25 protein-coding genes, 2 pseudogenes, 1 riboswitch and 1 other annotated feature are annotated in these 26,638 nt (G+C 37.7%); of the genes and pseudogenes, 20 read left to right on the top strand and 7 right to left on the bottom strand.

Features of this window, described 5'->3' with window-relative positions; genetic code table 11:
- The first annotated feature begins 330 nt into the window (after positions 1–330).
- The 9 genes and pseudogenes from JI666_RS10185 to JI666_RS10145 all read left to right on the top strand — a co-directional run.
- A complete protein-coding gene (locus JI666_RS10185) occupies positions 331–900 on the top strand; it encodes a sigma-70 family RNA polymerase sigma factor (protein ID WP_206891426.1) in 570 nt (189 codons plus the stop codon).
- Entirely contained in the window at positions 890–1,963 is a 1,074-nt protein-coding gene (locus JI666_RS10180; RefSeq protein ID WP_206891425.1) for a DUF4030 domain-containing protein, read from the top strand. The genes JI666_RS10185 and JI666_RS10180 overlap by 11 nt, the downstream gene beginning before the upstream one ends.
- A 124-nt stretch (positions 1,964–2,087) precedes the next feature.
- On the top strand, positions 2,088–2,270 hold the full coding sequence (locus JI666_RS10175) for a hypothetical protein (protein ID WP_206891420.1): 183 nt from the start codon (positions 2,088–2,090) through the stop codon (positions 2,268–2,270).
- 197 nt (positions 2,271–2,467) lie between these two features.
- Positions 2,468–2,983, top strand: coding sequence for an RNA polymerase sigma factor (locus JI666_RS10170; RefSeq protein WP_286170714.1), 516 nt, complete (start codon positions 2,468–2,470; stop codon positions 2,981–2,983).
- Entirely contained in the window at positions 2,967–4,016 is a 1,050-nt protein-coding gene (locus JI666_RS10165; protein ID WP_206891418.1) for a DUF4030 domain-containing protein, read from the top strand. Before JI666_RS10170 ends, JI666_RS10165 begins: the two co-directional genes overlap by 17 nt.
- A 188-nt stretch (positions 4,017–4,204) precedes the next feature.
- Complete coding sequence (locus JI666_RS10160) at positions 4,205–4,768, top strand: sigma-70 family RNA polymerase sigma factor (RefSeq protein ID WP_206891417.1); 564 nt, start codon at positions 4,205–4,207, stop codon at positions 4,766–4,768.
- Positions 4,761–5,825 (top strand): DUF4179 domain-containing protein, encoded by a 1,065-nt coding sequence (locus JI666_RS10155; protein ID WP_206891415.1) that lies wholly within the window; start codon positions 4,761–4,763, stop codon positions 5,823–5,825. Before JI666_RS10160 ends, JI666_RS10155 begins: the two co-directional genes overlap by 8 nt.
- Before the next feature lie 363 nt (positions 5,826–6,188).
- The gene (locus JI666_RS10150) at positions 6,189–7,034 is read left to right on the top strand and encodes a nucleotidyltransferase domain-containing protein (RefSeq protein WP_206891412.1); all 846 of its coding nucleotides are present in this window, start codon (positions 6,189–6,191) and stop codon (positions 7,032–7,034) included.
- A gap of 167 nt (positions 7,035–7,201) precedes the next feature.
- Positions 7,202–7,318 (top strand): annotated as a pseudogene (locus JI666_RS10145) (GNAT family N-acetyltransferase); the annotation flags it as partial.
- Positions 7,319–7,337: 19 nt separating this feature from the next.
- Here the strand turns inward: JI666_RS10145 and JI666_RS10140 are convergent.
- Positions 7,338–8,461, bottom strand: a protein-coding gene (locus JI666_RS10140) for an IS3 family transposase (protein WP_206891408.1) whose coding sequence is annotated in 2 segments (ribosomal slippage) — positions 7,338–8,212 and positions 8,212–8,461 — 1,125 coding nt in all. Because the reading frame shifts where the segments join, the coding sequence is not laid out codon by codon here.
- Between the two features lie 73 nt (positions 8,462–8,534).
- Between JI666_RS10140 and JI666_RS10135 the strand changes: the two are divergent.
- Positions 8,535–8,975, top strand: a pseudogene (locus JI666_RS10135) (GNAT family N-acetyltransferase); the annotation flags it as partial.
- A gap of 404 nt (positions 8,976–9,379) precedes the next feature.
- Here JI666_RS10135 and JI666_RS10130 read toward each other — a convergent pair.
- Entirely contained in the window at positions 9,380–10,555 is a 1,176-nt protein-coding gene (locus tag JI666_RS10130; RefSeq protein ID WP_206891403.1) for a S8 family peptidase, read from the bottom strand.
- Between the two features lie 243 nt (positions 10,556–10,798).
- Positions 10,799–11,049 (top strand) — a binding site (T-box leader).
- A gap of 71 nt (positions 11,050–11,120) precedes the next feature.
- On the opposite strand from JI666_RS10130, the gene JI666_RS10125 reads away from it, so the two are divergent.
- On the top strand, positions 11,121–12,344 hold the full coding sequence (locus tag JI666_RS10125; protein WP_206891402.1) for an MFS transporter: 1,224 nt from the start codon (positions 11,121–11,123) through the stop codon (positions 12,342–12,344).
- 47 nt (positions 12,345–12,391) lie between these two features.
- On the opposite strand, the gene JI666_RS10120 is transcribed toward JI666_RS10125, so the two are convergent.
- Positions 12,392–13,846, bottom strand: coding sequence for an MDR family MFS transporter (locus tag JI666_RS10120; protein WP_206891401.1), 1,455 nt, complete (start codon positions 13,844–13,846; stop codon positions 12,392–12,394).
- Between the two features lie 494 nt (positions 13,847–14,340).
- Here JI666_RS10120 and JI666_RS10115 point away from each other — a divergent pair, with 494 nt between their 5' ends.
- Positions 14,341–14,859, top strand: coding sequence for a GrpB family protein (locus tag JI666_RS10115; RefSeq protein WP_206891399.1), 519 nt, complete (start codon positions 14,341–14,343; stop codon positions 14,857–14,859).
- Positions 14,860–14,905: 46 nt separating this feature from the next.
- Here the strand turns inward: JI666_RS10115 and JI666_RS10110 are convergent, their stop codons facing one another.
- A complete protein-coding gene (locus tag JI666_RS10110; RefSeq protein WP_206891397.1) occupies positions 14,906–16,411 on the bottom strand; it encodes an esterase/lipase family protein in 1,506 nt (501 codons plus the stop codon).
- Between the two features lie 272 nt (positions 16,412–16,683).
- On the bottom strand, positions 16,684–18,477 hold the full coding sequence (locus tag JI666_RS10105; RefSeq protein ID WP_206891395.1) for an LTA synthase family protein: 1,794 nt from the start codon (positions 18,475–18,477) through the stop codon (positions 16,684–16,686).
- 157 nt (positions 18,478–18,634) lie between these two features.
- Between JI666_RS10105 and JI666_RS10100 the strand changes: the two genes are divergently transcribed.
- Together JI666_RS10100 and JI666_RS10095 are read left to right on the top strand one after the other, a co-directional pair.
- Positions 18,635–19,081, top strand: coding sequence for a DUF4385 domain-containing protein (locus JI666_RS10100; protein ID WP_206891394.1), 447 nt, complete (start codon positions 18,635–18,637; stop codon positions 19,079–19,081).
- A 173-nt stretch (positions 19,082–19,254) separates the two neighbouring features.
- Positions 19,255–19,854 carry a RibD family protein gene (locus JI666_RS10095; RefSeq protein ID WP_206891393.1) on the top strand — a complete coding sequence of 200 codons (600 nt, stop codon included), beginning with the start codon at positions 19,255–19,257 and terminating at the stop codon, positions 19,852–19,854.
- Between the two features lie 30 nt (positions 19,855–19,884).
- Here JI666_RS10095 and JI666_RS10090 read toward each other — a convergent pair whose 3' ends face one another.
- Both JI666_RS10090 and JI666_RS10085 read right to left on the bottom strand, forming a co-directional pair.
- Positions 19,885–20,610, bottom strand: a complete 726-nt coding sequence (locus JI666_RS10090) for a Bax inhibitor-1/YccA family protein (RefSeq protein WP_206891441.1) — start codon at positions 20,608–20,610, stop codon at positions 19,885–19,887.
- A gap of 71 nt (positions 20,611–20,681) precedes the next feature.
- Positions 20,682–21,137 (bottom strand): GNAT family N-acetyltransferase, encoded by a 456-nt coding sequence (locus JI666_RS10085; RefSeq protein ID WP_206891392.1) that lies wholly within the window; start codon positions 21,135–21,137, stop codon positions 20,682–20,684.
- Positions 21,138–21,360: 223 nt separating this feature from the next.
- Here JI666_RS10085 and JI666_RS10080 point away from each other — a divergent pair, with 223 nt between their 5' ends.
- The 6 genes from JI666_RS10080 to JI666_RS10055 all read left to right on the top strand — a co-directional run bounded on the left by JI666_RS10080 (position 21,361) and on the right by JI666_RS10055 (position 26,638).
- Positions 21,361–21,558: a hypothetical protein gene (locus JI666_RS10080; protein ID WP_206891387.1), complete on the top strand. Its 198-nt coding sequence runs from the start codon at positions 21,361–21,363 to the stop codon at positions 21,556–21,558.
- Between the two features lie 160 nt (positions 21,559–21,718).
- The gene (locus JI666_RS10075) at positions 21,719–22,228 is read left to right on the top strand and encodes a GNAT family N-acetyltransferase (protein WP_206891385.1); all 510 of its coding nucleotides are present in this window, start codon (positions 21,719–21,721) and stop codon (positions 22,226–22,228) included.
- Positions 22,229–22,454: 226 nt separating this feature from the next.
- On the top strand, positions 22,455–23,651 hold the full coding sequence (locus JI666_RS10070) for an ATP-binding protein (protein WP_286170723.1): 1,197 nt from the start codon (positions 22,455–22,457) through the stop codon (positions 23,649–23,651).
- Between the two features lie 81 nt (positions 23,652–23,732).
- The gene (locus JI666_RS10065) at positions 23,733–23,936 is read left to right on the top strand and encodes a PspC domain-containing protein (RefSeq protein WP_206891374.1); all 204 of its coding nucleotides are present in this window, start codon (positions 23,733–23,735) and stop codon (positions 23,934–23,936) included.
- A gap of 520 nt (positions 23,937–24,456) precedes the next feature.
- A riboswitch (purine riboswitch) is annotated at positions 24,457–24,560 on the top strand.
- 238 nt (positions 24,561–24,798) lie between these two features.
- Positions 24,799–25,638, top strand: a complete 840-nt coding sequence (locus JI666_RS10060) for a 5'-methylthioadenosine/S-adenosylhomocysteine nucleosidase (RefSeq protein ID WP_286170722.1) — start codon at positions 24,799–24,801, stop codon at positions 25,636–25,638.
- A 583-nt stretch (positions 25,639–26,221) separates the two neighbouring features.
- Complete coding sequence (locus JI666_RS10055) at positions 26,222–26,638, top strand: VOC family protein (RefSeq protein WP_206891370.1); 417 nt, start codon at positions 26,222–26,224, stop codon at positions 26,636–26,638.

Raw genomic sequence — 26,638 nt, 5'->3', positions numbered from 1 at the left:
CCACTTTAATAAGGCTGGGGTGGCTTGAATATTGGATCGTTCAGATTTATTCAACCTCCTTCAATTATCTCGAATTCAAGTCTTACATAAACTCGGAGCAATTGCGTAATAAAAATTTGCCCTTTAAGTAGGCAACTAAATTAAATAAGCTCAAGCAATTTTCAGCTAAGCTCAGAGTTATTGAACTCCGAGCTTTTTTGTGTGAGGTTTGTAAATTAGTTCTTGAATTAAAGTCATATTACTTTATTAAAAATATTTAAGAAAATGAAACTGCTTTGATAAATGTATAGTCTATAAGGTGCAGGATGAAGGTTGAAAGGAGGTTGAAAAGTGAAAAATAGAGATTCATTATTTGATAGGGAAGGATTTGGCGATGAAATAGCTAGTGAAACGGAGATTGATTTGTTGATCAAAGAACACTCAAAGCAAGTGTTTATTTTAGCTTTTTCATATGTGAAAGATCATTCTTTAGCCGAGGATATAGCCCAAGAAGTTTTTTATAAGTGTTACAAAAACCTACATAAATTTAGAAAAGAATCATCAATAAAAACTTGGATTTCTCGTATCACAGTAAATACTTCAAAAGATTTTTTGAGAAAACGAAAATATAATTTATTTCATTCCCCCTCTCATCTTATGGAGGTGCTTGTTAAAAGGAAAAGTTCAGAAGATGAGTTTCTTGAGAAAGAGAATAGACAAAGTGTGATGGACATCGTTCTGTCTCTTCAGCCAAAATATCGAGAAGTTATTATCCTTTTTTATTTTCAAGATTTCAATACAGAAGAAATAGCGCTGGCTTTAAAACTGAATAGGAATACAGTTAAAACGAGATTATCTCGGGGGAGACTTCTTTTAAAAGAAAAAATTAGTGGTTTGGAAGGAGGCAACTATGAAACGTGAAGTTCAAAAAGGGAAAATCGAATTAGACGAGCAATTTTCTTTAGAAAGAGAAAACAGAATTAGAGAAAGAGTGAAAGAAAGGATTAGGGAACGTGATAATCCACCCTATATCAATTATAAACTTATCTATATATCCTGTGCTGCAGTCTTGTTATTTGGTTTAGTTGTCAGTTTATCATTCGTTTCACCATCAATGGCTTCTGTTGTTTCTAAAATACCGTTTCTAAATGAATTGATGGAGAAGGAAGATTCCATCGGTGTCGATTCCATCGGCGATCTCCTGATCCATGAACTAAAAGAAGACAACTTTAAAGTTAGTCAGGGAACAAATATTAATTTTAGGGAAAAAACCATTTACGTAGGAATAGAAGGTACTAACGAATATTATCAAAAAAACCAAAAAGATATTATAGAAAAAAGTAATAGCATTTTAGATGCGAATGGTCTTGGAGCATACACTGTTGAAGTGACCAATCCTAAAGAAGAAAAAGAGCGATACGACGATGGCATTACAGAAGAAATGCAAAAGAAGTACGATGATTATGAGAAGAGAAGTCTTGCTCTTAGCGAGAAAATCATGAGTGAACTAAAAGAGCAAAACTATCAGGTTCAATCAGCTGATGTTCGAATTAATGACAAAGAGAGGTTTATATCACTTGAAATACCTGTCTCAGAAACAAGAATAGAAGAGATTAAGAATTTTGTAAGGAAAGTTGCAGAAGAAAAAGAATCAGGTGAATTCAAAATAAAAGTTTATACATTTGATCCTATAAGAGAAGAAGCACAAGTACGATGGAGTCCTGTTATCGACACTCTAACAGAAGGATTAATTGGAAAAAGAGAGCTTAAAGTTGAATTAGTTGGTTTTACATTCTATTCAGATCCTTATACTTTATCAGTTGACACTTCAATCGATAAGTCTAATCCTAATGCTTCAATGCTGGCAAATGAGATTGAAGATGAGATGAACACATTTATTAACTCAAAAGAGATAAAGAAAGTTGTAAATGGAGATGAATATCAGATTGTTGTTAAAAGCAAAGACGGTAAAAAAATAAATTAAATGTAGTTTAATTTCATGACCGATCGATCTTCAAGTATCTCGGAGCATTTGCGGAACAAAAGTGAGCGCTCTATGTAGGTTTAGGGCAGCTGCAATTTGTTAGTTTTAAATGGGAGGTGAGCGTATGGATGATGCTGTATTTTGGGTATCTAGTATAGGTGGTATATTCAGTTTAGGGGCGTTCATTTGGTATTACGCCTCGTTAGGAAAGAGAATTTCAAAGGAAGAAAAGGAAGCTGAAAAAGATTTAACTTATGAGACAAACCCTTTTACAGGCACTTCAAAAGATACTAGAGGTAAGAAATAATCATTTGTTTGACTATTTCATATTGCAGAAAATCGGAGCGATTACAAGTAAGTATAAAATTAATGGGGATTTAAGCGTTGATTCTGTTGTGGATCAATGCTTTTTTAATTGGTATTATTCTTTTGTGTATTTTTTAATTGTGACCATTTTATTTCATTTGCGTCTAAGTAAGTAGATTGCGCAAAGGAGGAAAAATTTTGGAGGATGAAGTAGCTGAATGGTTTGATATGTACGGTGAATCGATTTTAACCTACATACTTTTGATTGTTAAAGATTATCAACGAGCTGAGGATTTAACACAAGAAACCTTTATCAAAGCTTATAGAAATCAACATAAGTTTGAACATAAATCGTCTGTAAAAACATGGCTGTTTTCCATTGCACGCAATTTGACCAGAGATTATTTTCGAAAAAAACACCCATTACAACATTATTTGAATTTAACGTCGGAAGAGAAAGATTACCATCCTATACCTGAACAAATTGTAGCTTTAAATTGGCAGACTGAGCAATTATATAAAGCGATTCAGCAATTAAAGCCTACCTATAGGCATGTCATCATTTTACGAAAGTTAAAAGAGCTTTCAACAGCAGAGACAGCCATTGTTTTAAAGTGTTCAGAAAGTAAAGTGAAAATGACTTTGAAAAGAGCTTTAGCTGAACTGAAAAATGAATTAATGAAATGGGGTGTTACGAATGAAATTTTCAGATAATCAGTTTAAGGAGTTTGAAAAGCATCTAAAAATAAAAGAGGCGTCTAAGTTTCAACTTAGAAGTAACATTTTACAAGCAGTACATAAAAATAATAAACGTAAACCGAAAAGACAAATGGGCTGGATTTTCATAGCCATCAGCATTCTATTTTTACTATCTTCGCCTTTTTACTCTACTACAATGGCAAGTGTTATGGAGAAAATATTACCGATCTCGATCGCTCCAAGTTTTTCAGGAGAGCAAGATACACAGCTTTCGTCTCGTCTCTACGAATTAGTTGAAAGTGAAGGGTATGCCATTAATTCTTTAAACCTAACACCATCTCCTTATACAATAGAAATCTCACTCAATTTAAAGAATTCTACCTTGAAACAAGCAACGGAAGATCTGGAACCTAAGATTGAAAATTATTTAAGTGAAAGTGGATACGACAAATATGTTCTAAAGATTTCAGAAACAAATAAAACATATTCTAATGATCAAGAGGATGAAACAGACATTCTTTATGACGAAGTAAGAAAGATCGTGAAAGAAGTTTTTGCATCGTATGGATACGCTGAAGAAGCAGATAATGAATTGGTTGGTCTTAAGAAATCCTGGTTTTCAAATATTATTACACTTGAGATGCCAGACCATATTCAAGAGTCTAATAAAATCATTAATGAGATCGAGAAAAAAATAGAATCACAAGAGTTAGATGTAAAAGACATTGAAGTGAATAAGTTTAATCTTCAACATCGAAAACAAGATAATCGTTGGGCATTTATTTCATCTGATATCTATGATGGAATGGTAGGAAAATCAACTTATCAACTGACAGGGTTATCTTACAAAGTGAAGGATGGACATTCCTATGTATCAATCAAAACTGATTATAATGAACCTCCTTCTAAAGAAATAATCCAAGAAATTGAATTGTCGATAAAAGAATACTTGTCTTTACCTGAAACAAGAGAGTATATAAAAAATGACGAGTATACGATTCACCTATTGTTGAAAAACGGAAAAGATTTTATTGAGATATCAAGTTAAAATTAAGCTATTAACATTATTCATTTTGAACAATCAATCTTTGAGTTTAACGTTAGCAGGACTTCCTTGGAAGGAGGTCCTTTTCGTTTGTATTAAAAGAAAAATAGTTGAGGTCTATTAGATATATGAAACCATTTAACTTCTATAAGAGTCTAAAGGTGGCAAGAGGATCGGAAGGGGTTTTGAAGATGAAAAAGAACGACCCGTCTTTAACGGGTGAAGTGGGTGAAGAGAAACTAGAAGTTCAAATAGCTGAGTTGGTTGATGAGCACTCCAAAAAAATCTATTTACTTGCATACTCTTACGTGCAAGATAAAGGATCAGCAGAAGATATAGCTCAAGAAGTCTTTTTAAAATGCTATAAGAACCTCAAGAGATTTCGAGGAGAGGCGTCCGTACAAACCTGGCTTTACAGAATCACTGTAAATACAGCGAAGGATCATTTGCGCAAAAAGAGTTTTCAACTCTTAAAAAATCCAACTGGTTTTTTTGATAATTTCTTAAGATCTCAAAGTTCTGAGCAACTTTACATAGAGCGTGAAGGAAATCGAGAGGTACTTGACTATGTTTATGACCTCTCCAGAAAGTATCGCGAAGTCATTGTGCTGCACTACTTTCATGAGCAAACCGTTACAGAGGTTAGTCAGGCTTTAGACTTAAATCTGAACACCGTTAAGACGAGGTTATCTAGAGCTCGCAATTTGTTGAAAAAAAACATGCTAGATCAGAAGGAGGCGAACCTCAATGGATGAAGAGTTAAAGAAAGCTAAATTGAAGTATGAAGACCAATACTCAGATAAGATTAGTGGGAAAATTAAAGATGGCGTAATAACTAAGGTTAACAACGATCATCATCGACGGTCCAAACGTGTTTACTACACTCTTAGCATTGCGATGATTGTGCTTATCTTATTCATTGGATCAGCATTTTTCTCTCCTTCAATGGCAGGAGTCCTAGCTAAATTTCCATACTTGAGTAGTTTTTTTCTAGAAGAGAAATCAGATATGGAAGTAACAAAAGAGCTTGGAGAAACACTACTTAACATTGAACCAAATGTTAGAGGACTGGATTCAGATTACGAAGACAAACAAATTACAGTTTCTATAAAAGGTGATGAAGAATACATTCAAAAAGTAAAATCTGATATTGTTCATGACCTTAAAGAGGTATTAACTCACCATAACTACAATGGATTTGATATACGTGTCGAACGCTTTATTCCCTATGATGATAACTATAGCCGAAGTGAAGATGAAAAACGTATCAATAAAGAAGAAGAACAAATCTTAAAAGAGCTTGAGCCACTTCTACTTGAAGACAAATATGACGTACTGTCCTATGGTGTTGATATAGGCTTGAAGAGAGTGGTAATCGATATTGCTAACAGTGAGTCAAAGGACGATATTAAAGAAATTAAAGCCTATATTAAGGATGTATTAGCGAAAAACAACCATGAGGAACTCGTAATTGAAGAAACAATAATTGATATGGAGAAACGTGATCTGGCAGATCGATGGACAGACGTGATTAGTATCATCTCTGACGGGCTGGAAAAGAAAAGCGACCTGAATGTTACAGAGGTTGCCTATTCAAACAATACATCCTCTATAACACTCTATATTAAAACGACTATTAACTCCGCAGATCCTGAAAAAAAAGATGAAGCAAAAGAAATAGTAAGCACTATTGAAGAGTTTATAGAATCGGAACAAGCAGCTCCTTACGTTCAGGAAGATCCCTATAAATTAATTGTAGAAGATAAGGATGGCGTGGTTCTTTTAGAGAGTTCTCGAAAGAATAGTCAATAATTTTTTGAGTGATAAAGATCACAAACTTGAAAAACATTATTTACTTATCAGACGTAATTCCTCAGGAAGGAGTTACGTCTTTTTCTATCAAAAAGGTTGAGTAAGTGATTTGGTTTTGAAATAATTGGAATTAAAGCGTGGTAAAAATCGTTTATCTAATGCTTGAGTCATTTCTCATTCATATACTAAGATCAGAATTCGAATTATTATAACAATCAGACTGTTTATTGAAGTTAATAGCTTGCTCTTGCAGTTCAGCAAGTATTCAACAATCTCGGAGCTTATCTTGAATAAGACTTGCGCATTTAGTATGTAAAAAGATTATTTTATTTAATAAATTCAATGAAATGGGGACTTGTAAGTATGACTGTAATTAAAGAAATAGGCTCTTTATGTTCATTAGACGACAAAGGTTATATCCTAAACCAGTCTGATCATAAAAAAATTAATAATAAATTTCAAGAAGTCATTCGACTTATAAACGAAAGCTGTCTTTCCGCTTTACCAAAAGATATTCATAGTATTTACATAAGAGGCTCTGTACCAAGGGGGTTAGACATTGAAGGTGTGTCGGATGTGGACGTAATAGTTATAACCTATTCCGATCCTGAGGAACTTGACCTAGAGTGGGTGGAGGACAGGGAACGATTTATTGATCAGAAATTTTCTTTTATAAACGGGGTAGAATTAGGTTTCAGTCCTCTAAGTGAGGTTGAAGAGTCAAAATATTGCTCCATGATTCCTTTCATTCTAAAAACCTACGGGGTTTGTATTTATGGAGATAACTTGATAAGTAAGCTCCCTGATTATAAGCCTGACAGTTCCTTGGCTAATGAACACCTTATCCACCTAACACCTCTTATTGATAAAGCCAAGTATGATTTAACAGGAAATGACGACATTGAGGATATTAAAGATTGCTGTTCATGGATAATGAGAATTATTGTGAGGGCTGGTGGTGCACTTGTCATTGTTCAAGAACAGTCGTACACAAGAGATCTATACCCAGCTTATAAACTATTTTCGAAGCATTATCCGGAAAAAGAGCCAGAGATGAGAACAGCTCTCTGGTATGCAATCAACCCCTTGTCAAGCTCAGAAGAGACATTGAAATTCTTGGATCGATTTGGAAGATGGATTGAGTCCGAAACAGAAAATTGGCTAGAAGTTTATAACCCAACAAGGAAAATGCACCTACCACTTCGATAAAGTGAATACTGTGTCGTTTTACATATATTGAGATGCAAGAAAGGTATCTCGAATTCAAGTCTTCCACTACCTCGGAGCAAAAACTAAAGATCTATACATAGATTTCGCCTCCTCTTAATATGGGGAGCTATTTAAGAAATTGAATTACGGTAAAGAGAGGAACATTAATGGAAAAACAAACTCCAATAATTGAAACAAAACGATTAATTTTAAGAGAAGTAACATCAGAGGATGCTTTGGATATGTATCACTATTTATCCGATGAAGAAGTCGTAAAACATATGGTGGAATGTCAACACTAAACTAGACAGCTATATTAAGGTTCCTAGACTTGTATTCAATCGGACTTAAATAGTCCAAAGTACCGTGGATTCTTATGTGGTTGTACCAGTGCACGTAATCAAAAAGTTCAATATCAAGCTGTGCCTGGTTTTCGAAGTGGGCATGATAAACAAATTCAGTTTTAATGACCTTAAACATCGCCTCAGCGACCGCATTATCATAAGGCGATCCTTTGAAGCTTAAGGAGCGTTTAATTTGGAAGGTTTCTAAGGCCTCGTCTATTAACTTATTCTTAAACTCGTTGCCACGGTCCGTGTGAAATAGCTCAATGTCATGCAGGTTTCCTTTAATGGAAGAGAAAGCACGATAGACAAGCCTGGCGTCTTTTCGTGGACCTGCACTGTGGCCAATTATTTCGCGGTTAAATAGATCGACAAAGACACAGATGTAGTGCCATTTTTGACCCACACGAACATAAGTCAAGTCACTGACAACGACCTTCAACTGTTGGTTTTGATGAAATTCTCGATTCAATTCATTTGCCTGCTCAGACTCATTACACGAGCTTTTAGTAGGTTTGAATTGAGCGATTGTATATTTTGAAACAAGGCCCAATTCGTTCATAATACGTCCAATCCGGCGCCTTGAAACAATCCAGTCTTGTTTCTTGAGTTCAATCTTGATTTTACGTGTTCCATAGTTTCGGCGGCTTTTGTAAAAGATTTTTCGAATGACCTCTTTCAGTTCATCGTCATTTGATTCTAACACTTTCGCTTCATAATAGAAGGTACTTCGAGGCAGTTGTAGGACGTCGCACATTGCTGATACAGAGTATTTGTGACGATTATTGTGAATCACATTTACTTTCGTCCCATGATCAGCGCGGCTTGCTTTAAAATATCATTCTCCATCGCTAAACGCTGGTTTTCTTTTCGCAGCTTCATGAGCTCCGTTTCTTCAGAAGAACGATTATCGCTTTCCTTGAATGAACCGCTTTTCGAAAACTGACTGATCCACCGATCCAATGAAGATGGCGTTAACTCATATTCTTTAATAATTTCACTTCTTGGCTTACCGTTTTCATGTAGTTGAACCATCTGTTGTTTAAATTCCTTAGTAAACGTACGGCGTGTTCGTTTGGTCATAATAGACGCTCCTCTAATAAAGGTTTTAATAAAGTCTATCTGACCTTAATTTATTTGTCTAACTGAGTGTAGCCGATTCATGGGTTTACCGCCTGCCCAAAGTGTTGAAGAAGTAATGGATGAAATTGACTGGTATCACTCAATTATTAAGGAAGGTACAGGTATTAGGTGGGGAGTTACTTTAAAAGAATCAGATAAGGTTATAGGTAGTTGCGGGTATTTAAATATGCAGCATAAACATTATAGAGCTGAAGTTGGATTTGAATTAAGTAAAAACTATTGGGGAAAAGGCATAGCTTCTGAAGCGCTAGGAGCTATTATTAGGTATGGATTTAATCACTATCAGTTAGAACGGATAGAGGCTTTGATAGAGCCTGGTAATATTCAATCACAAAAGTTGGTTAGCAAACAAGGATTTACAAAAGAAGGTTTACTTAGGCACTATGAATATACTCTTGGTAAATTTGATGATTTATATATGTATTCAATTATTAAAAGTGATCTTATCAAATAATAGAAGTGTAATGGTGTTAAAGAAGAAGATATCTTGATACTGAGTCTTTATTTAACGGGAGCTTTAGGAGTTATGATCTAAAAACAGGAGCTGGGCTAATTTAGGCGTCTGTTTTTTTATTTGTCTTTTTTATTAGAATTTCACACGGTTTTGATAGCTAAATTACACGCGTTTCAACACCTGAATTTACGGATGCACAATAATTATTGTATAGATGAAATTCGATTTGCATTTTCAAGTGCGTGTGGGTGCTAAAACATATGTATAGCCTATTACAACTACGAAAAAAGAGCATCAAATCGACCTGCAATTTGATACTCAATTAGATGTGTAATTTCACTTTTTACACTCCAAAACTGTACTACTTACGGAACTTGAGCATCCTCTTTTACTAGTTTATTTCCTTAGTACTGAACAGCATTAGCTGCGTTCACACGCCCGTTTTGAAAAAGGGTGCCTGTTCCAGTAACGTAATCTGCCGTCTCTTCAAGAGCTGTGCGAATTTCTGAAGCGCTTCGACCTTGTGCAGCTAAAAGTCCTGCAACACCTGCGACAACTGGTGATGCCATAGACGTACCGGATAGGTTGTCATAGCTATTACCAGGCATAGTGGAATAGACGCTAGAACCTGGTGCAGCAAGATCAACCCATGTGCCGTAGTTCGAGTAGTAAGCGATTGTATCGTTCTGGTCTGTAGCTGCTACTGCGATAGCATTGGAGTAATATGCTGGGTAGCTTGGCTTGGGTGAGCTTTCGTTACCAGCTGCTGCGACAACCACTGACCCTTTGTTCCATGCATAGTTAACAGCATCCTTCAATGTCTCGGAACCAAGAATGCCACCGAGACTTAAGTTGATGACTTGAGCCCCTTGATCTGCGGAATAGCGTATACCCTGCGCCACGTCATCAAGTGAACCACTACCACTTTCATCAAGTACACGCACAGCTAGAATGGAAGCGTTCGGTGATAGACCTGCGATTCCAATTCCATTATTTGTGTTAGCTGCGGCAATACCGGAAACATGCGTACCATGGTAATGTTCATCCATCGGATCGTTGTCATTATCTGCAAAATCATATCCTTTGATGACCTTACCAGCAAGATCTGGGTGATTGTAATCTACCCCAGTATCAATAACTGCAATTTTCACTGAGGAATTGCTCTGAGTCACGTCCCATGCTTGCTCAGCTTTTACTTTTTGCGGAGCGTACTGTTCTGTTTTGTAGAAAGGGTCGTTAGGGACATAATTAACATGGAACATTGAGTTCGGTTCTGCATACTCAACAAAGCTATTTCCTTCGAGACCTTTAATTGCATCAGTAACGGAACCGTTCACTTTTACAACCATAAATTCATCTGTGGTTTCAATTACGTTGCCGCCAAACTTAGCAACAAGTTCTTTAGCATATGTAGATTTAACTGAATCGTTAAAATGAACGATTAGTTCTTGTGGAGCAAGTTGTTGCTCGCTAGAATAGCTAGGCGCTTCTTTTCCTTCCAAATTTGTAGCTGAAGCTGGTAGAGCCACGGACATAAGTAGAGTTGCAGTTGTAGCAAATGCTGCGAGACGCTTGAACATTCTTCAATCACTCCTCTAGTGTATTTCCGAAAAGGGTTTTCTCTTCGGATTAAGGAGAGGATTCAACAGCTTTCTACATAGTCCTTTAGCATTTCCGACAAATAATCGAAAGTAACTAGTGGTTTTGCAGGCGGAACCAAAAGTTTGTAGTTCAAAGTAACTGCTGCTAGTTCAAATGATCTAGCTAAATGATTTCAGAAAAGTGTTTACATTTATTCTATTGTTCTGGTAATCTATAACAAATTAAATGCGATGAAGAGAAGAGTAGATGTCATGATTCTATACAGAGAGCTCCGTTTGCTGAGAAGGAGTGAGAATGATGTATTCGAACCAAGCCTCTGAGCTGTGCATTGGAGCCAATTGTGGTGATGGTGTAACGGGCGCTCCCGTTATAGAGCTAAGGTATAAGCAGAGAATGCCGTACCTGATAAGAGTTATGTGGCGACACATGACTGAACTGGGGTGGCACCGCGATAAGGTATCTCGCCCCCAGGACTACACGTCCTGGGGGTGAGATTTTTTTAATTGGTTTCATATTACTTATCGCGATTGGAGTGGGCTATTTATGAAAAAGGCATGGCGAAATCGATTCATTCTTTTAATTGGTATAGGAATCTCGAATATTGGAGGGTGGATTTACCACATTGCACTAAATTTAATTATTCTTGATCAAACAGGATCGGCGCTTGCGGTGATAGGACTTTATTTACTTAAACCTATCGCTATTCTTTTTACGAATGGATGGTCTGGAACGTTAATTGATCGGTTGAATAAAAGAAGATTAATGATTGGACTTACGATCTTTGAAGCAAGTCTCATCACCTGTCTTCCTTATCTAGAATCGATTTGGGTTCTGTATGGTTTTGTTTTTGTTATTAATATGGCGAGCTCGGTTTTTCATCCAACTTCGATGACGTATATCACGAAGTTAATTTCTGTAAACCGGCGAAAACGATTTAACTCAATAAGAAGTTTAGTTGATTCGGGCGCTTTCGTTATCGGGCCTGCAATAGCAGGGCTACTGTTTATGATTGGAACACCTATGGACGCTATTTTCATAAATGCAGCTGCTGTTCTACTAGCAGGATTTCTATTTTTCTTGTTACCTGATGTAGAGAAAGGAAGCATAACAAGAATGACTTCAAATACACTTTCCCTAGCAACACTAAAAGAAGATTGGCTCGTTGTATATCACTTTAGCCGAAGATCAAGCTATGTGATTCTCATCTACTCTCTTTTCAGTGGGGTTACAGTGATGACATGGGGAGTGGATTCACTTGAAGCGGCATTTGCTAAAGAAGTGTTGTTGTTAACGAATACGGAATACGGCTTCTTAGTTAGTGTAGCGGGAGCGGGTATCCTGCTTGGTGCCATCATCAATGCGTTAGTCGTAACAAAAGTATCGGAATCCTGGCTAATTGGCATAGGAGCTACCATTCTTGCATGTGGTTATCTAGTGTTTACGTTATCTTCTAGTTTCTCAATAGCTTCAATTGGATGCTTCGTCCTATCTTTTTCGCTAGCTTTTATGAATACGGGGTTTTACACGTTCTATCAAAACAATATACCAGTTGACGTTATGGGTAGAATTGGAAGTCTATATCGTTTCGTAGAAGCGGTGTTTACCATACTTGTGATGCTAGCATGCGGGTTACTTGCTGAGCTGGTTTCCATAAGATTTAGTGTCGTCACAGGTTCGGTGTTGATGCTTTGCTTTGCTGTTAGCTTGCTGGTGAGTGCCATTTCTAAAACGAGAATGTTTCAAAGGGAGAGAGTGCTAGAATCATAACTTAAAAAAAACGCTCAGCGCATGTTGGCTGAGCGTTTTTCTATAGGTTACATATTCACTGTCTTAGCAGAATTTTCTTCCTCGACCTGTGGAATTTCGTTAGAAGCATTTTCTTCACTAGGACCATTCTTCTTGATATAAAACGTCAGAATCAATCCAACAACTGTAAGAGCAAGAATGACTAGGAAAGCCACGTTCACTCCATAAATATCAGGGTTAGAAATAGAAGGTTCTTGCTGCGCTGTTTGGGCTGTTGTTGTCATCACAGTGACTAGAATAGCTGTACCAACGGATGCAGCGATTTGGCGCATTGTGTTATTCATCGCTGCCCCGTGAGGGATGAGGTGCCTCGGCATTTGATTCAAACCAGCTGTCGTCACAGGCATCATCACCATCGATAAGCCAAACATTCGAATGGCATACATGACTGTTAAGAACGTAATCGTTGTGGCTGTACCAAGGAATGAGAAGCCAAATGTTGCTGCAGTTACAATCGTTAATCCAACGATCGCAAGCACGCGTGCACCGAATTTATCGAATATCCGTCCTGTTAGTGGAGACATGAAAGCCACAATGACTGCACCCGGTAATAGGACTAATCCTGATTCAAATGCAGTGAAACCTCTCATGTTCTGCATATAAAGCGGGATCAATGTCTCCGCACCAATTAATCCAAGAAACATAATCATACCGATGATCGTTGTGATCGTAAAAATCTTGTCTTTGAATACCCTGAATTCAAGCATAGGGTGCGACATTTTTAGTTGTCTTAGGATAAAAATAGTTAGCGTAATCGTTCCGATGAGGAGGACAACGATGGTTCTCGCACTATCCCAACCATAGTTGCCCGCACTTGTGAACGCATAAAGCAAACCACCGAAGCCGATTGATGAAAGAATAATAGAGATCGGATCGACCTTCGGATACGTAAGCTCTGTTACATTCCTCATAACAAAGCGTGCAATAATGAGAATGAGTAGGGCTAGCGGTAGAATTGCCCAGAAAAGCAATCGCCAGGAATAGTTCGCTGTTATCCAACCAGACAATGCAGGTCCGATCGCAGGAGCGAATGAGATAACAAGACCAATGTAACCCATTGCTGCTCCTCGTTTGTTAACAGGGAAAATCATTAGAAACACCGTTTGCATCAGTGGTAGCATAACTCCAGCTCCAGCCGATTGAATGACTCTTCCCATAAGCAAGACGCCGAAGTTAGGGGCAATACCACCAACAACTGTTCCGACAGCAAAGATTCCCATCGCTGACATAAACAGCTGCCGAGATGTAAATCGTTCAAGTAAGAAAGCACTAATCGGAATCATAATCCCATTAACAAGCATGAACACCGTTGTCAGCCACTGTGCTGTGTTAGCTGTAATGTTCATTTCCTCCATAATAGGAGGAATCGCTGTAATCATAAGGGTTTGATTTAATATCGTAATAAAAGACCCCGCCAGCAATATCGCGGCAATGAGGACTTTATTATAAGGTTGAGTCGTCAACTCGCAACCTCCTCTCGTTTTCTTTGATCATTTTATAGAAAGCTAATTTCATAGACATAAGTTCAGAAAAAGGGTTCATTTTCTATAATCAATTATCAAATTATACTCCTAAACTTCTCAGCTTACAAACCTCTTGTTTGGAGCAAGAAGTAGTCAGACAATGGAGGAGAAGCTGTTGCTTCGTCAGTAATTAGACTAACTCTAGTTAGCTAATAAAATTGAATTTTGGCCAATATATTTTGAATTTGGACAATATAATTCGATTTTGGCTAATAAAACGAAAAAGTGGACAATAAAACGGCTGCAAGCTCCTTTTGCCTTTTTGAAGAGGGGACTGGGAGGTACAGGACTGTCAAATCTAGAAGTTTATCAGGAGCGGAGCCTGAAAGGTGGTCTAGGTTTTACGGTGGCATTTGGTGATGAGCAAGTATTTGGAGTGGCTGGTTTATAGACAGCGCTGTTCAAACTTCGAGATTAACTGTGAGGTGAAGGATATGAGGAAAGTCGAGGTTCACGACTATAAAGAAGTTTGGTTAGAAATGTTTCAGCTAGAAGCGCAGAAATTAGAGCGTATTCTTGGAGGTAATGTCATTGAAATTCACCATATAGGGAGTACAGCTGTGAGTGGAATGAAAGCAAAGCCTGTCATCGATCTCATGCCCGTTGTTAATGATCTTTCGCTTGTTGATTTGAAGAATGAATCAATGAAAGAGATTGGATATGAAGCGAAAGGTGAGAACGGAATAAGAGACCGTCGTTATTTTCAAAAGGGTGGCGATACTCGCTCCCATCACGTTCATGTATTCGAAACTGGAAACCCAGACATCGATCGTCATCTAGCGTTTCGAGATTACTTAAGCGAACATCCGATCGATCAAAAACGCTACAGTCAGAAAAAAGAGGACCTTGCCAATAGGTATCCTTTTGATATGGAAGCCTATATTAACGGTAAGAATTCTTTAGTTAAAGAAATTGAAGAGAAAGCGTTAGAGTGGTATCGAAAGAGGAGGTAATACAAAAGAAATCCAGGCGCCTTGAGCCTGGATTTCTTGTTGTTCCTTATGGTTTATACAATTTTCCATTCTGATCTACATACATCGTGTACAGAATAGTTCGCTCAAACGGATTCCCTTTACTCGTCTTGCCCTTTACATCTAATGTGACATGATATATACCTTCGCCTACATGTTTAATTGGGAGCGAGTCCAAGGAGTTGAACTTCTGTTCTGAGATTTTCTTTTGCTTCGTTTTTCCATTCTTACTATACTGAATAACGACATTTCCGTTAATGGACTTGCGATCAACTTTGGCTGTATTAACTTGAAGCTTAACCTCTTTTTGAGAGCTTGCTTCTATACTCAGATCAGCATTTAATTCACTTTCGTATGCTACCTGCATGAGATAACTTTCTTTCTTCGGCTGATCCACAGTTACTTTCCAAGTACCAGCTTCAGGAGCGTTAACATTCAATTGGTGGTGAGTTGCGCCCTGGAACATTTCTTTATCCTTTGCTGTTACGGCATTAGAATAAGTTTGTTGGTTAGGTCCTTCTAGAGTAATAACAGAATCCGTATTTTGACTCATCCAATCAAATGCAATGCTCTTCGTGTTTTCTTCTACTTCAAATGTTTCTACTTTCTTTCCAGTAAACTCCCCACCTCGTAGGAGGACACTTGCTTCCTGATCGTCCTCTTGTGCAGTAGCATACGATTGAAGAGATGCCGGAACGGACTTGGTTAAGTAAGGCTCAATTGAAGGGAAGACTGTACTCCCGTTCTTAATAGCAAAGTGATCCCACTTTCCTATTTTGACTTCATTTCCATATGGAAGTCTTGAACTAGTAACGGTCACAGCTCCATCGTTTGAACCAAATTGTCTAAGGTATAACCCGCCCCAGTATAAAGTTCCGCCGAATCTACCCCAATCGGTTCCGCCAAAGGTGTAGTAGGGTGTAAGGGAAGCTTTTGAGTTAGAATCGGTCACTGAGCGAAAATAGCTCATGTAACCAGTTTGAAGAGAGTACGTTGCATCATTTCGATTTCCGATAATAGCAGCAATCCAGCCGGCCCAATTGGTATAAGCTAGATCAGCTAGCTGTGACCCGTGATGTGGAGTAGAAAGCGTAATCACTTTCTCAACATACTTCTCGGCATTCGAATGGACAAGAGCAGCTTGGGTATCCACGCCTCCTTTACTATGGGTAACAAGGATCATTTTCTTTCCAAAGTACGTATACATTTCGGATAGTTTCGTAGCAAGGAGCTGGCCGTTATCCCACATGTTTTTCGTAGGATAAAGGTCGATGAATGCTGTTTGATAGTTCTCGTTGTATGTGATCTCATCCATATCGTTCTGATCAATCCAGATGTTTGAGGAACTGTTTAATCCATGAACAAATACAATTGGTAGTGAACCTGCTTTAACGGATGCAGGCTTATCGCCAATATACCATTCTCCTGGCGTCCCAGTAGCATCCCCTTTGCCGAGAATTCCTGCATGAGCTTCATTGAGCGACGGTGCAAACAAGAGAACCATAACGAGCAATGACATCAACCATTTTTTCATAAAACCCTCCCATAGTTTTGTTTAGTGTCTTGTCAGTATAACTATAGGAATATTCTGACTTTTTAACAAGGAACTATTTAGCTATATTTTCCAGTTATTGAGTAGGTACTTAGCATTGGTATAACGGATGTATCGACAGAATTCTATGCTAGTAATGTTCGAAAAAAAGATAGAGTGAATAAGGACATGAGGCAAATGTTCTAGGACTACGCTATATCATACAATACAAAACGCATTGAAATCTAAAATCGTTCAATGCGTTTTAGTCACTATCATTCTTCTAAGCCATTTCTCTCAATTATTCGATCTGATAATCTGAGCTGGTCTGCAGCTTTCTCCACGTGTTTCTCACATTGTTTAATCGAAACTTCTTTTTCTGTAGAAACAGAATAGCACGTTCCTTCACTAATATCCTTCGTTAAATCAGGCTTGTAATAGAGGTCTTGATAGCGGAATGATCCGTCACGAAAAACGGTAAGATTCGCCTTATTATTAAGTAATGAATCGCCCATCATGTAAGGAGGTTTTATTTCTAGAATATCCAGAATCGTTGGAGCAATATCAATTTGTCCGCCATTGGTGTTAACCACTTTCCCTTGATCTGAATTGGGACGCTTAATAAAGAGTGGGACTTGTCGATCCAACTCAAAATAGTCTACTGGACTTTCGGCATCTGCTTTTTCTGCCATTTCTCCGCCGGGTTTTGTGAGTCCGCTGTCATGATCGCCATAGAAAATGACGAGAGAATCGTCCCACATGTTTTTCTGTTTCAATTCCTCAATCATAACCCCCGCGGCCTGATCCACGTAGTGTACTGTTTGATAATAACGTTTTAGTAGGGAGTTATCATAGCCAGTTAAATCTAATCCTCGTTCATCTTTAGGTATTTCATATGGGGTGTGACTACTAAGGGCAACCAGGAATGCAAAGAATGGTTCGTTCAGCTCTTCCATATGTCCAATAGACGATGTGAAAAAACGCTTGTCATTCAGTGCCATTCCGATTTTTTCTCCATTTGGGTAATCTTTATCACTGAAAAAGTGGTCGTAACCTAAGTTTTCATAGCTGCGATCTCTGTTCCAAAAATCTTTTTCATAGGCATGCATCGCTGCTGTTTCATACCCTACCTTTCGAAGAAGCTCTGGTAATGCAGCAAACTCATTTGTTGGATATCTTGTATAAACAGAACCTGACTTTAACGGGTAGAGGGAAGTATTCGTAATGAATTCAGCATCAGATGTTCTGCCTTCATGAGTTTGATGATAAAACGATGGAAAATAGAGCGACTCTTCCTTTAATGCGTTTAAATTTGGTGTTAGTACTTGGTCATTTATTTTCTGCCCTATTAGAGAATCCTGAAATGATTCAAGCTGAACAAGAATAATATTTGGTTTGTTCTCGCCAGATTCCTTATTGAAAGGTTGACTGTTCTTAACATTTAATTTAACTTCGGTATCTTCATTCATCTTTCGCTTCACGACATCTAGAAGATCAGCTGCATGATAGCCCCAGAATCCTAGATGATAATATTCACGCATATTTGAAATAGATGAATGGACCAACCATTTATCTTTCTCTATATAACTGGTAAAGAGAGGAGTAACAAATAGAACGAGACCCGTCACCAAAGTCATACCTGTAAACAGTAGTCTTCTCTTTCTGGTTATCCTCTTCTCATTCTTACGCATCCAATAGATGACGATACTGAAGATGATTAGTTCTGAGAAGAAGAGAAAGTCTTTCCATTGAATGAGCGTCATAAAGCCACCACCGACATCACTCATTTGAAGCATTTGAGAAAGTAGTGAAACCGAAAGCAAGTCACTGAAGTATCGGTAATACCACATGTCTGATAGCAGCAAGGTGCTATGCAATATAAGCAAAGTAAATAGGACCCATCTTCTTCTCTTCACGTTAAGTAGTAAGGTCCAACTAGAAAGAATTAAGATTCCTGCCAAGTTGACAATGAGGAAGCTAAAGTTGAAAGCTGTAGATGTATAGAAACTGAATAAGTAGATTTTCAAAATAGATAATAGGACATAAATCCAGTAATCGAAAATAACCACGTTAGACCTCCTTAACCACTGCTCATACCTTTTTCCTATCTTACCTCTATAAGGGCAAGCGAAAACCTCTAGATGTGGGATTTCTAATGAAAAAAATATTTCCCTTGTTTACATTTTGAAAATCCTGGGGAATACTCCCACAAAAGGAGTGTTCTAAATGGCTTTCAATTACGATCTTGATTTCGATAACATTAACTTCCGTGAACAACCTGAGAAATATCGTGTAGGCCGGGGTGAACAGGGTGTGTTAATGGTTGAGCCGTATAAAAGTGAGATCTTACCTCATTGGCGCTTTAAAACACCTGACATTGCAAAAGAATCTTCAGAGAAGATCTTCGAGATGTTCAAAGATTATCAGAAAAATGATGACTTCGTCGGTATGGATATGGCGAGAAAATTTATTCAAATGGGCTACACAAGAGCAAGGCGGTATGCGAACTATAAAGGTGGTAAAAAGTATGATAAAGATGGTGATGTAAACGAACGAGAAAATGATGAGGAAAAGGCTGAATCTGCTAGGATTTTTGAGGAAAAGTGGAAAATCGTTCGAACAGATGAAGCGTATCTAGAGAAAAAGAAAGAGCATCAAAAGAAATACGGATAACAAAGGCGTAGCTACGTCTTTTTTTATTTACCAAAAACACTGACATTCATTTTCTGGAAATTCTATAATGATAGGGAATCGAACGAAAGGGTGATGAATGTGAAAAAAAGACCTGAAGTTGTACTCAATATTTTCTCATCAGTTGATGGACGAATAACCACTGCGCTAATGTGATGGAGTGGACAGAGAAGGGCGTAGATGGAGATGCAAATGATCTAACCCACAGACTTTATGATGAATTGAATTGCGATAGCCTCGTATCCGGCAGTGAAAGTCTTATCGTCTGGAGTGGAGATTGGGTAGAATTAGAAAATCCAATTACAGAACCCAAAAAGTCTAAGGCATATATTGTGTTTGATGGAAGAGGGCGAATGGATTGGGGACAAACGGATGGCCTTGTTGTTGTAACGAGAGAAAATGTAGATACGACATATATTGACCAGTTAGAGAGTAAAAACATTACATATGTGCAGGCGGGCAGTGGGGAGCATATTGACCTTGGTAAGGCACTTGAAATGCTCTATGAATTTGGATTTAGGCGGCTTGGTCTTAGTGGTGGTGGCTCAATTAATGGTGCGTTTTTGCGAGAAGGACTCATTGATGAAATAAGTATTGTTCTAGCTCCACTTGCAATTGGAGGGAAGAAAACACCGACCATATTTGATTGTGAAGATCTATCTTCACTACTAGAAGCTACTAATCTTGAGTTAATTGAAACAAAACCACTAGGTGATAAAGGAGCTGTGTGGCTATACTACCGCACTACAAAGTAAAGAAGAGGGCGCAAGTGTGCGCCCTCTTTGTTATCTCCGTATTTTCTGTAATAGGTGGAGAATTTCAATATAAAGCCATACAAGAGTTACCATCAATCCGAAAGCACCGTACCATTCGAGGTGTTTTGGTGCACCTCGGTTTGCACCGTTTTCGATAAAGTCAAAATCGAGTACAAGGTTAAGTGCTGCGATCGCTACGATAAAGAGGCTAATGCCAATCCCTATTAAGCCATTCGAATGAAGGTACGGTACGTTTGCATTAAGAAAGAGATTAAGACCAAGATCAATAATATAAACAACGAAAATCGCAAGCGTTGCAGATACAATCATAAGTCTAAAGTTCTTCGTTACTTTAATAATTCTTGCCGCATACAGAAAGAGCAATACGCCCATCACAGAGAAGGTGAGTGCAGCAGCTTGAATGACAATCCCAGGGTAACGAGATTCAAGGATGGCAGATAGACCACCAATCGCAAACCCTTCAAGCGTTGCATAAATCGGACCAGTAATTGGTGCAGCACGGTGGAAGAAAGCTGTAATTAAAGCAAAAATCAGTGCTCCAATTGCCCCGATGACCATCATCGTATAGATATCTTCACCTTGAGAATAACGGTACCAGGTGTAGATTGACGATCCAAGTAGAAAAAGGAACAGGAAGAACGTTTTGGCTACGGTTCCGCCAATCGTCATTGCTTCACCCTGATCGCGTGTTCGATTGAATGTATTATTTTTTAGAACGGGATTTCCGCTTCGCATCATGTCGTCCTCATCCTTTTCTTGAGTTAGAGTTACTTAATTGGTGTTCCCATTATTCATACTCGTCTAACTTACGATTGATGTGACGATAAGGTTTCAGGAAGTTTCTTCCTCATAAGCACGTGTGGAATACCATCTTCTATGAAAACTTCGGAATCGGTTCTATACCCAAGCTTTTGGTAGAATCCTTCTGCTTGTACTTGACCATGAAGCTTAACATGATCGATTCCTTTTAGAGCTGCGAGTTCTTCTAGTGTCTCTACAATCATGTTACCGATACCTAGCTTTCGATGAGAAGGTAGTATGCATATACGTTCAAATTTCCCAATGCCATCAACGACACGCCATCTTGCTGTTCCGATAGCCTCATTCTTGTCTAGAATAAGAATATGTTCAGCTGCATCCAATGAGTCATATTGATCATATTCATCCTCCTCAGGTGTACCCTGTTCTTCAATAAATACTTTTTTTCGAATGTAAAAGGCTTTTTTCAATTCTTCTTCTGTATTAATCTTTACTGCGTTCATGCTACTATGCCTCCTATAGGTCCAATGATATAGACTTTAGTATAATCATAGACCCTACGTCTGTAAATAAAGGAAGGTTACCTAGAAGTTAGAAAATTCATATTAATTGTTTATTAAATATTGTTATTTATATTGGAAGCCGAGAGGAATAATGATAGGTTTAAAGACAAGGGAGAGATGCTCCTCTCTTCTCATCTTCAGGGGAGGAAGTGGCCGACGCTCAATGAGTCATCAGCTATTAAGCAAGTATACAAAAGTACTGTATCAGGTAATGGTAGCCATCCAATTCATTAAGCAGTACCAATCTAGGACGTGTGACATTAGGCAAATCTCCATACTCACAGGCTTCTCAGAAGAAGCTATTTTGGAGGCGATTGAATTTGGTGAACATCGCCAGCATGATCATCACGAGAATACTTAACAGTAAACGATCGGAATGATGAAGAGTTTGAGCGTCCCCCTTTTTACGAAAAGAATGTTTTCACTGAAATGGTATATGCTAAATAGTAATGAAGCTAACGTCAGCATTTGATGTTAGCTTTTTCTAATGCTCTTAAAGCTGTTATAAGGCGGGTCTCTAGATGACAAGAAGAGTAATAACAACAGATCGTCTGATCATACGTGAAATGGAAGAGAATGATTGTGATTGTCTTCTAGAAATCTTTAGCGACAGAGAAGCGATGAAGTATTATCCCTCGCTTAAGAATCGAGTAGAAACAATGAAATGGATTCAATGGACCATGAATCACTATAAGAAGTATGGGTTTGGTCTTTGGATCGTGGAAGAGAAAGAACAAGAAAAATTTCTCGGGCAATGTGGACTTGTTCTACATAAGATTCAAAAGTCTGTAGAAGTGGAAATTGGTTACCTTTTTGCACGGCAGCATTGGGGGAAGGGGTATGCTACGGAGGCTGCCAAAGCATGCAAAGCATATGGTTTTGAACATTTGGAACTGCCTAAGTTATTATCGCTGATCGATCCATTAAATCAGCCTTCGATTAAGGTTGCAGAACGCATCGGAATGAAACGCGAAACACAGCTCGTGAAGAGGGGAAAGGCGTTAGATGTATATGCTTGTTATAGAAGATAAATATGGGTTTAGTAGAGTGAAATAGTGTAATTTCTACTCAAAGAGGCATGTTCGATGGTAAATTGGTCATGTTCTCTTTTTTTCTTTTGCAATTAAATAGAGGAGTAAGACCTACAATAAAGAAGTTAATTGTATTACATAAAAAATAGAGGGGTGAAAATTAGTGCTTCTCACAGCAAAGTCTTTTCTTTTAAATCTCTTACTCGTATTCGCCCCTTTAAGTATTATGCAAATCCTCTATCTTCTAAAATATACGAACCTTTTAAAGAGATCATCAGGATGGTTGCTAACATTGTTTCCTTTGTTATCGGTAATTCTTTGTATGATCTATCCAGTTGTCATTAACGATAACTTTATTCTGGATTTTAGAAGAATTCCTTTTATTTTAGGTGCTCTATATGGTGGGAAATGGGTTGGATTAATTTATTTAATTGTTATGTTAAGCTATCGTTACTCACTCGGTGGTGATGGGTTTTATCCTACTCTTTTTTCGTTCTCTCTTGTCACAATTGCAACTTCCATCGTTTCTGCTCATTTTCTTAATCTTGATTTAAAGAAAAAATTACTTGTTGCTGCTTCAATGGATGGCTTAGTAGGGGTAGTTTCAACATTTGTGTCTCTTACTTTTTTTAATTCTCAAATCCCACTGTCAATGTGGATTTTGTTTAGTTGTATTAGTGTCATCGGTGTTGTTCTAGCCACTCTCATTTATGAAGTTTTTATCAACCAATTTAAGCTTCTTCATTCTGTCATGGAAGGACAGAAATTAAAGGTTGTTAGCCATCTTGCAGCTAGTATTTCTCATGAAGTAAGGAACCCATTAACGGTTAGTCGAGGATTTCTTCAATTAATTGATAGTGACCTTAAAGATAGGGAAAAGAAAGGGTACATGAAGCTTGCCATTAATGAACTTGATCGTGCCACTGAAATTATTAATGATTACTTAACCTTTGCAAAGCCTTACCCTGAAAGTGTCGATCGCATAGATATTATTAGTGAAATCAAACATAGCATTAGTGTGATTCAGCCACTTGCTTCAATGATGAATGTCTCTATTAACTCTAAGATAGACCTGCCTCCAACGTATATGCAATCTGAAAAACGGAAATTTCAGCAGTGTCTATTAAACATTTCTAAAAATGCGATAGAGGCTATGTCAGAAGGTGGCACGTTAACGATTCAAGTATCTAGAAATGAAAATGAATTAAGAATTAGCATTCAAGACACAGGAGTTGGAATGACTGAAGAGCAACTCTCGCGCATTGGTGAACCCTTTTTTACAACAAAAGAAAAAGGAACGGGACTAGGTATGATGGTTTCTCACAGTATTGTGAAGGCTATGGGTGGCGAACTGCTTTACGAAAGCAAATCCGGTCAGGGAACAACGGTACATCTTGCTTTTCAAGTCGAGGAAATGGGTTGAGTTGAAACTTTTATATGTTTGTAACGTACGAATAGAAGGAAACAATAGAAATAGAGATAAATATAGAAATGGAGGCAAACAATGAAGAAATTTTATAAATCAACTTCTAATAAAGTATTTTCTGGCGTACTAGGTGGTCTAAGTGAGGCGTTTAATATTAACTCTAGTCTGTTACGAATCATCTATGTTCTATTAACTGTTTTTACATCTGGGGTATTTCTTCTCGTCTATGTTGCAGCAGCTTTCCTTCTGCCAAAAGATAGAGAAGTTAAAGTAGAGGACTAACGTGAAGCGAAATGGATTTTATAGCTTAATATCTATGATAAGCTCTTTCTTTTTATTTTGCGCTGGCCTAATTTCCTTTTTCGGGTGGGGTGAGTTATTCTCTAACACGATGTCTCTTATTCTCGCTATAACGGGTTTTGTAGGTGTCATCACAAATAGCTGGCAGTTAAAGAAGAGTATGGTGCGTGTTGAGAATAATTCTTCTCATTAGGCTTTATTTTTAGATATTTAAAAGATTGTTGCTTTAGAAAAAGGTTATGTATGGAAGTATTTACGCATCTGAGTTGATTGTAGCGGAAGGTGCTCGACTCCTGCGGGGAGCGGAAATCAACAACTACTCTTATAGCAACAGAAAAGAACCTTTCATAATTTAGAAGGACCAGCTACCAACAGCTGGTCCTTTTCATTTTATCTAATTTGTAACTAAATGTTGAAAAAACGAACATTTTTTATATTAATCAAATTAATATTCGTTTTTTAGGTTGATTCTATATAATGTGTTTGATATAGTGGCACAGTACTAATCATTAATAGTGTCTCTCGTATATCCTCGGTAATATGGTCCGAGTGTCTCTACCTGGTTCCCAAGATAAGAACTGGACTACGAGTTGAAGTAATCGGTTGTTCTTTAAGCTGCAACTTATTTATGATTGAACAGAATCTTCTTTCAGTTTGATCATTCATACTTTAACTTTCGTAGGTCTAGAAGGTAGAAATCATACCTGTTCTAGTCCTTTTTCTTTTGGGGGAAACTACGTGTAGAACAAGCAAGAAAAGAGAGGGAAGTAGAATTGATCAATTTCATTTTAAGGAGAGATGGTTTATGAAAAGACAAGCATTTGTGAGATATAGTTCAATGGTGATGGGGATTTTCTTACTAGTTGTCCTTGGTGCATGTCAATCAAATTCACAGTCTTCAGCTGAGGCGGAAACTGCTCAAAGACCTATTATTGTTCAAGGTCCAATGCCGATTGAAGCTGAGGAATTCGCACAAAGGTTAGAGGACGTTGAGGAAGAAACATCAGGAACGTTCGTATTCTACAAAGGTACACTAGACGGTTATCCTGTTATTGTTACGAAAACAGGTAAAGGGATGGAAAATACTGCGGCTGCAACGGCTGTAGCAATTGAGAAGTATAATCCAGTAGCCATTATCAATCAAGGGACTTCAGGTGGACATGATCCTAATTTAGACGTGTTTGATATAGTTCTAGGTAAACGAACCGTTAACATAGGCTCATTAAAAACCGCCAATAAGGGTGAAGGCGAAGGCATTGATCCAACAACATGGAAGCCAATGGATTTGATGGCTTCTGAAGGAAGTGCTGGAGAAGATCCTGATGCTGAGAACATTCGCTACTATGATGGAGATCAAGAGTTACTCTCAAGCGCTAATGCGGCTAAAGATACTTATACAAAAGGGAAAGTAGTTGAGGGAACGATCGGATCTGCGGATGTATGGAATAATGAAGTGGATCGGATTAACTGGTTCCATAAGAAATATGGTACTTCTGTCGAAGAAATGGAAGGCGCGGCAGGGGCACAAATTGCAGCTGCATATGATGTACCGTTTCTTGGAATTCGCGTACTATCTAATAATAAAGTCAATGACGGTCAATATAATCCAGATACCGCGGCAGCAAATCAAGAATATGTGTATGAAGTCGTTAAGAATTATATTTCTTCCTATGCTGGTGAATGAGCAAGAACGGAATATAACCAAAAGAGCGCTTTAACTTGAAGCGCTCTTTTGGTTGTTTCTAACATTTAGTGAAACATTCTGATCTAGTTAACGTAAATGATAAGAGACTTGTATAGATCTGAGGTGCTTTATGTCAGAAAGAAAAATTCTATTAATCATCGGGTATGGTTCATTTGCTTCGTGGCTCATTTATTTCTTAGTGTATTCGCATAAGTATACTAATGAAGAAATGGTCCAAGGCATGACCTTCATCTCAATAATTATTCCTATTTATTTCGTTCTTTTAAAACTATATACCAGCTTAGAAAACGGTAGAAAAATCGTAAGTGTGATTTTGTTTCTAACTGGCTTCATTCTACTAGCCTGGATCTTCTACCTTTTAGAGCTAGCTACATTAATACTATGATAGGAATCATTCGTTTCTTTTCAAATGGGGTTTGTATAACAATCAACCACTACCCTTATAGCAAAAGCGACCATGTTTACGAATACAACCTTTCAATTTTAACAAGTCTATTAAAGGACTATTGCTCACCATAGAGAACTTTACTACTGTACAACAAATTGGACAAAGGGTGATAATATGGGTTTTCAATCAGATCAGCTGTTTGTTAATCTACCAGTTAAAAACCTGAAGGAAACAGTCGATTTTTTTACTAAAATTGGTTTTGAATTTAATCCACAATTCACAGATGACAATGCGACATGTATGATCATTAACGAGAACACTTTTGTCATGTTATTAGTTGAAGAATTTTTTAAAACGTTTACGCATAAAGAAATAACAGATGCTACAACAAATGCTGAAGCGATTTTTGCCATTTCAGCTAATAGCAGGGAACAAGTGGATGAAATCGTGAAAAAAGCGTTAGAAGCTGGCGGAAAAGAATCAACAGAACCTATTGACCATGGATTTATGTATGGATGGAGCTTTCAGGATATCAACAATCATCTTTGGGAAGTGATGTATATGGATGAGAGTAGAGCTCAACAAGCGTAG

This window comes from Bacillus sp. NTK071, assembly GCF_017303315.1.
In the GTDB taxonomy this organism is placed as follows: Bacteria; Bacillota; Bacilli; order Bacillales; family Guptibacillaceae; genus Guptibacillus.
Note: the sequence above shows the minus strand (reverse complement) of the source record. Positions and strands in the feature narration are given on the sequence as shown.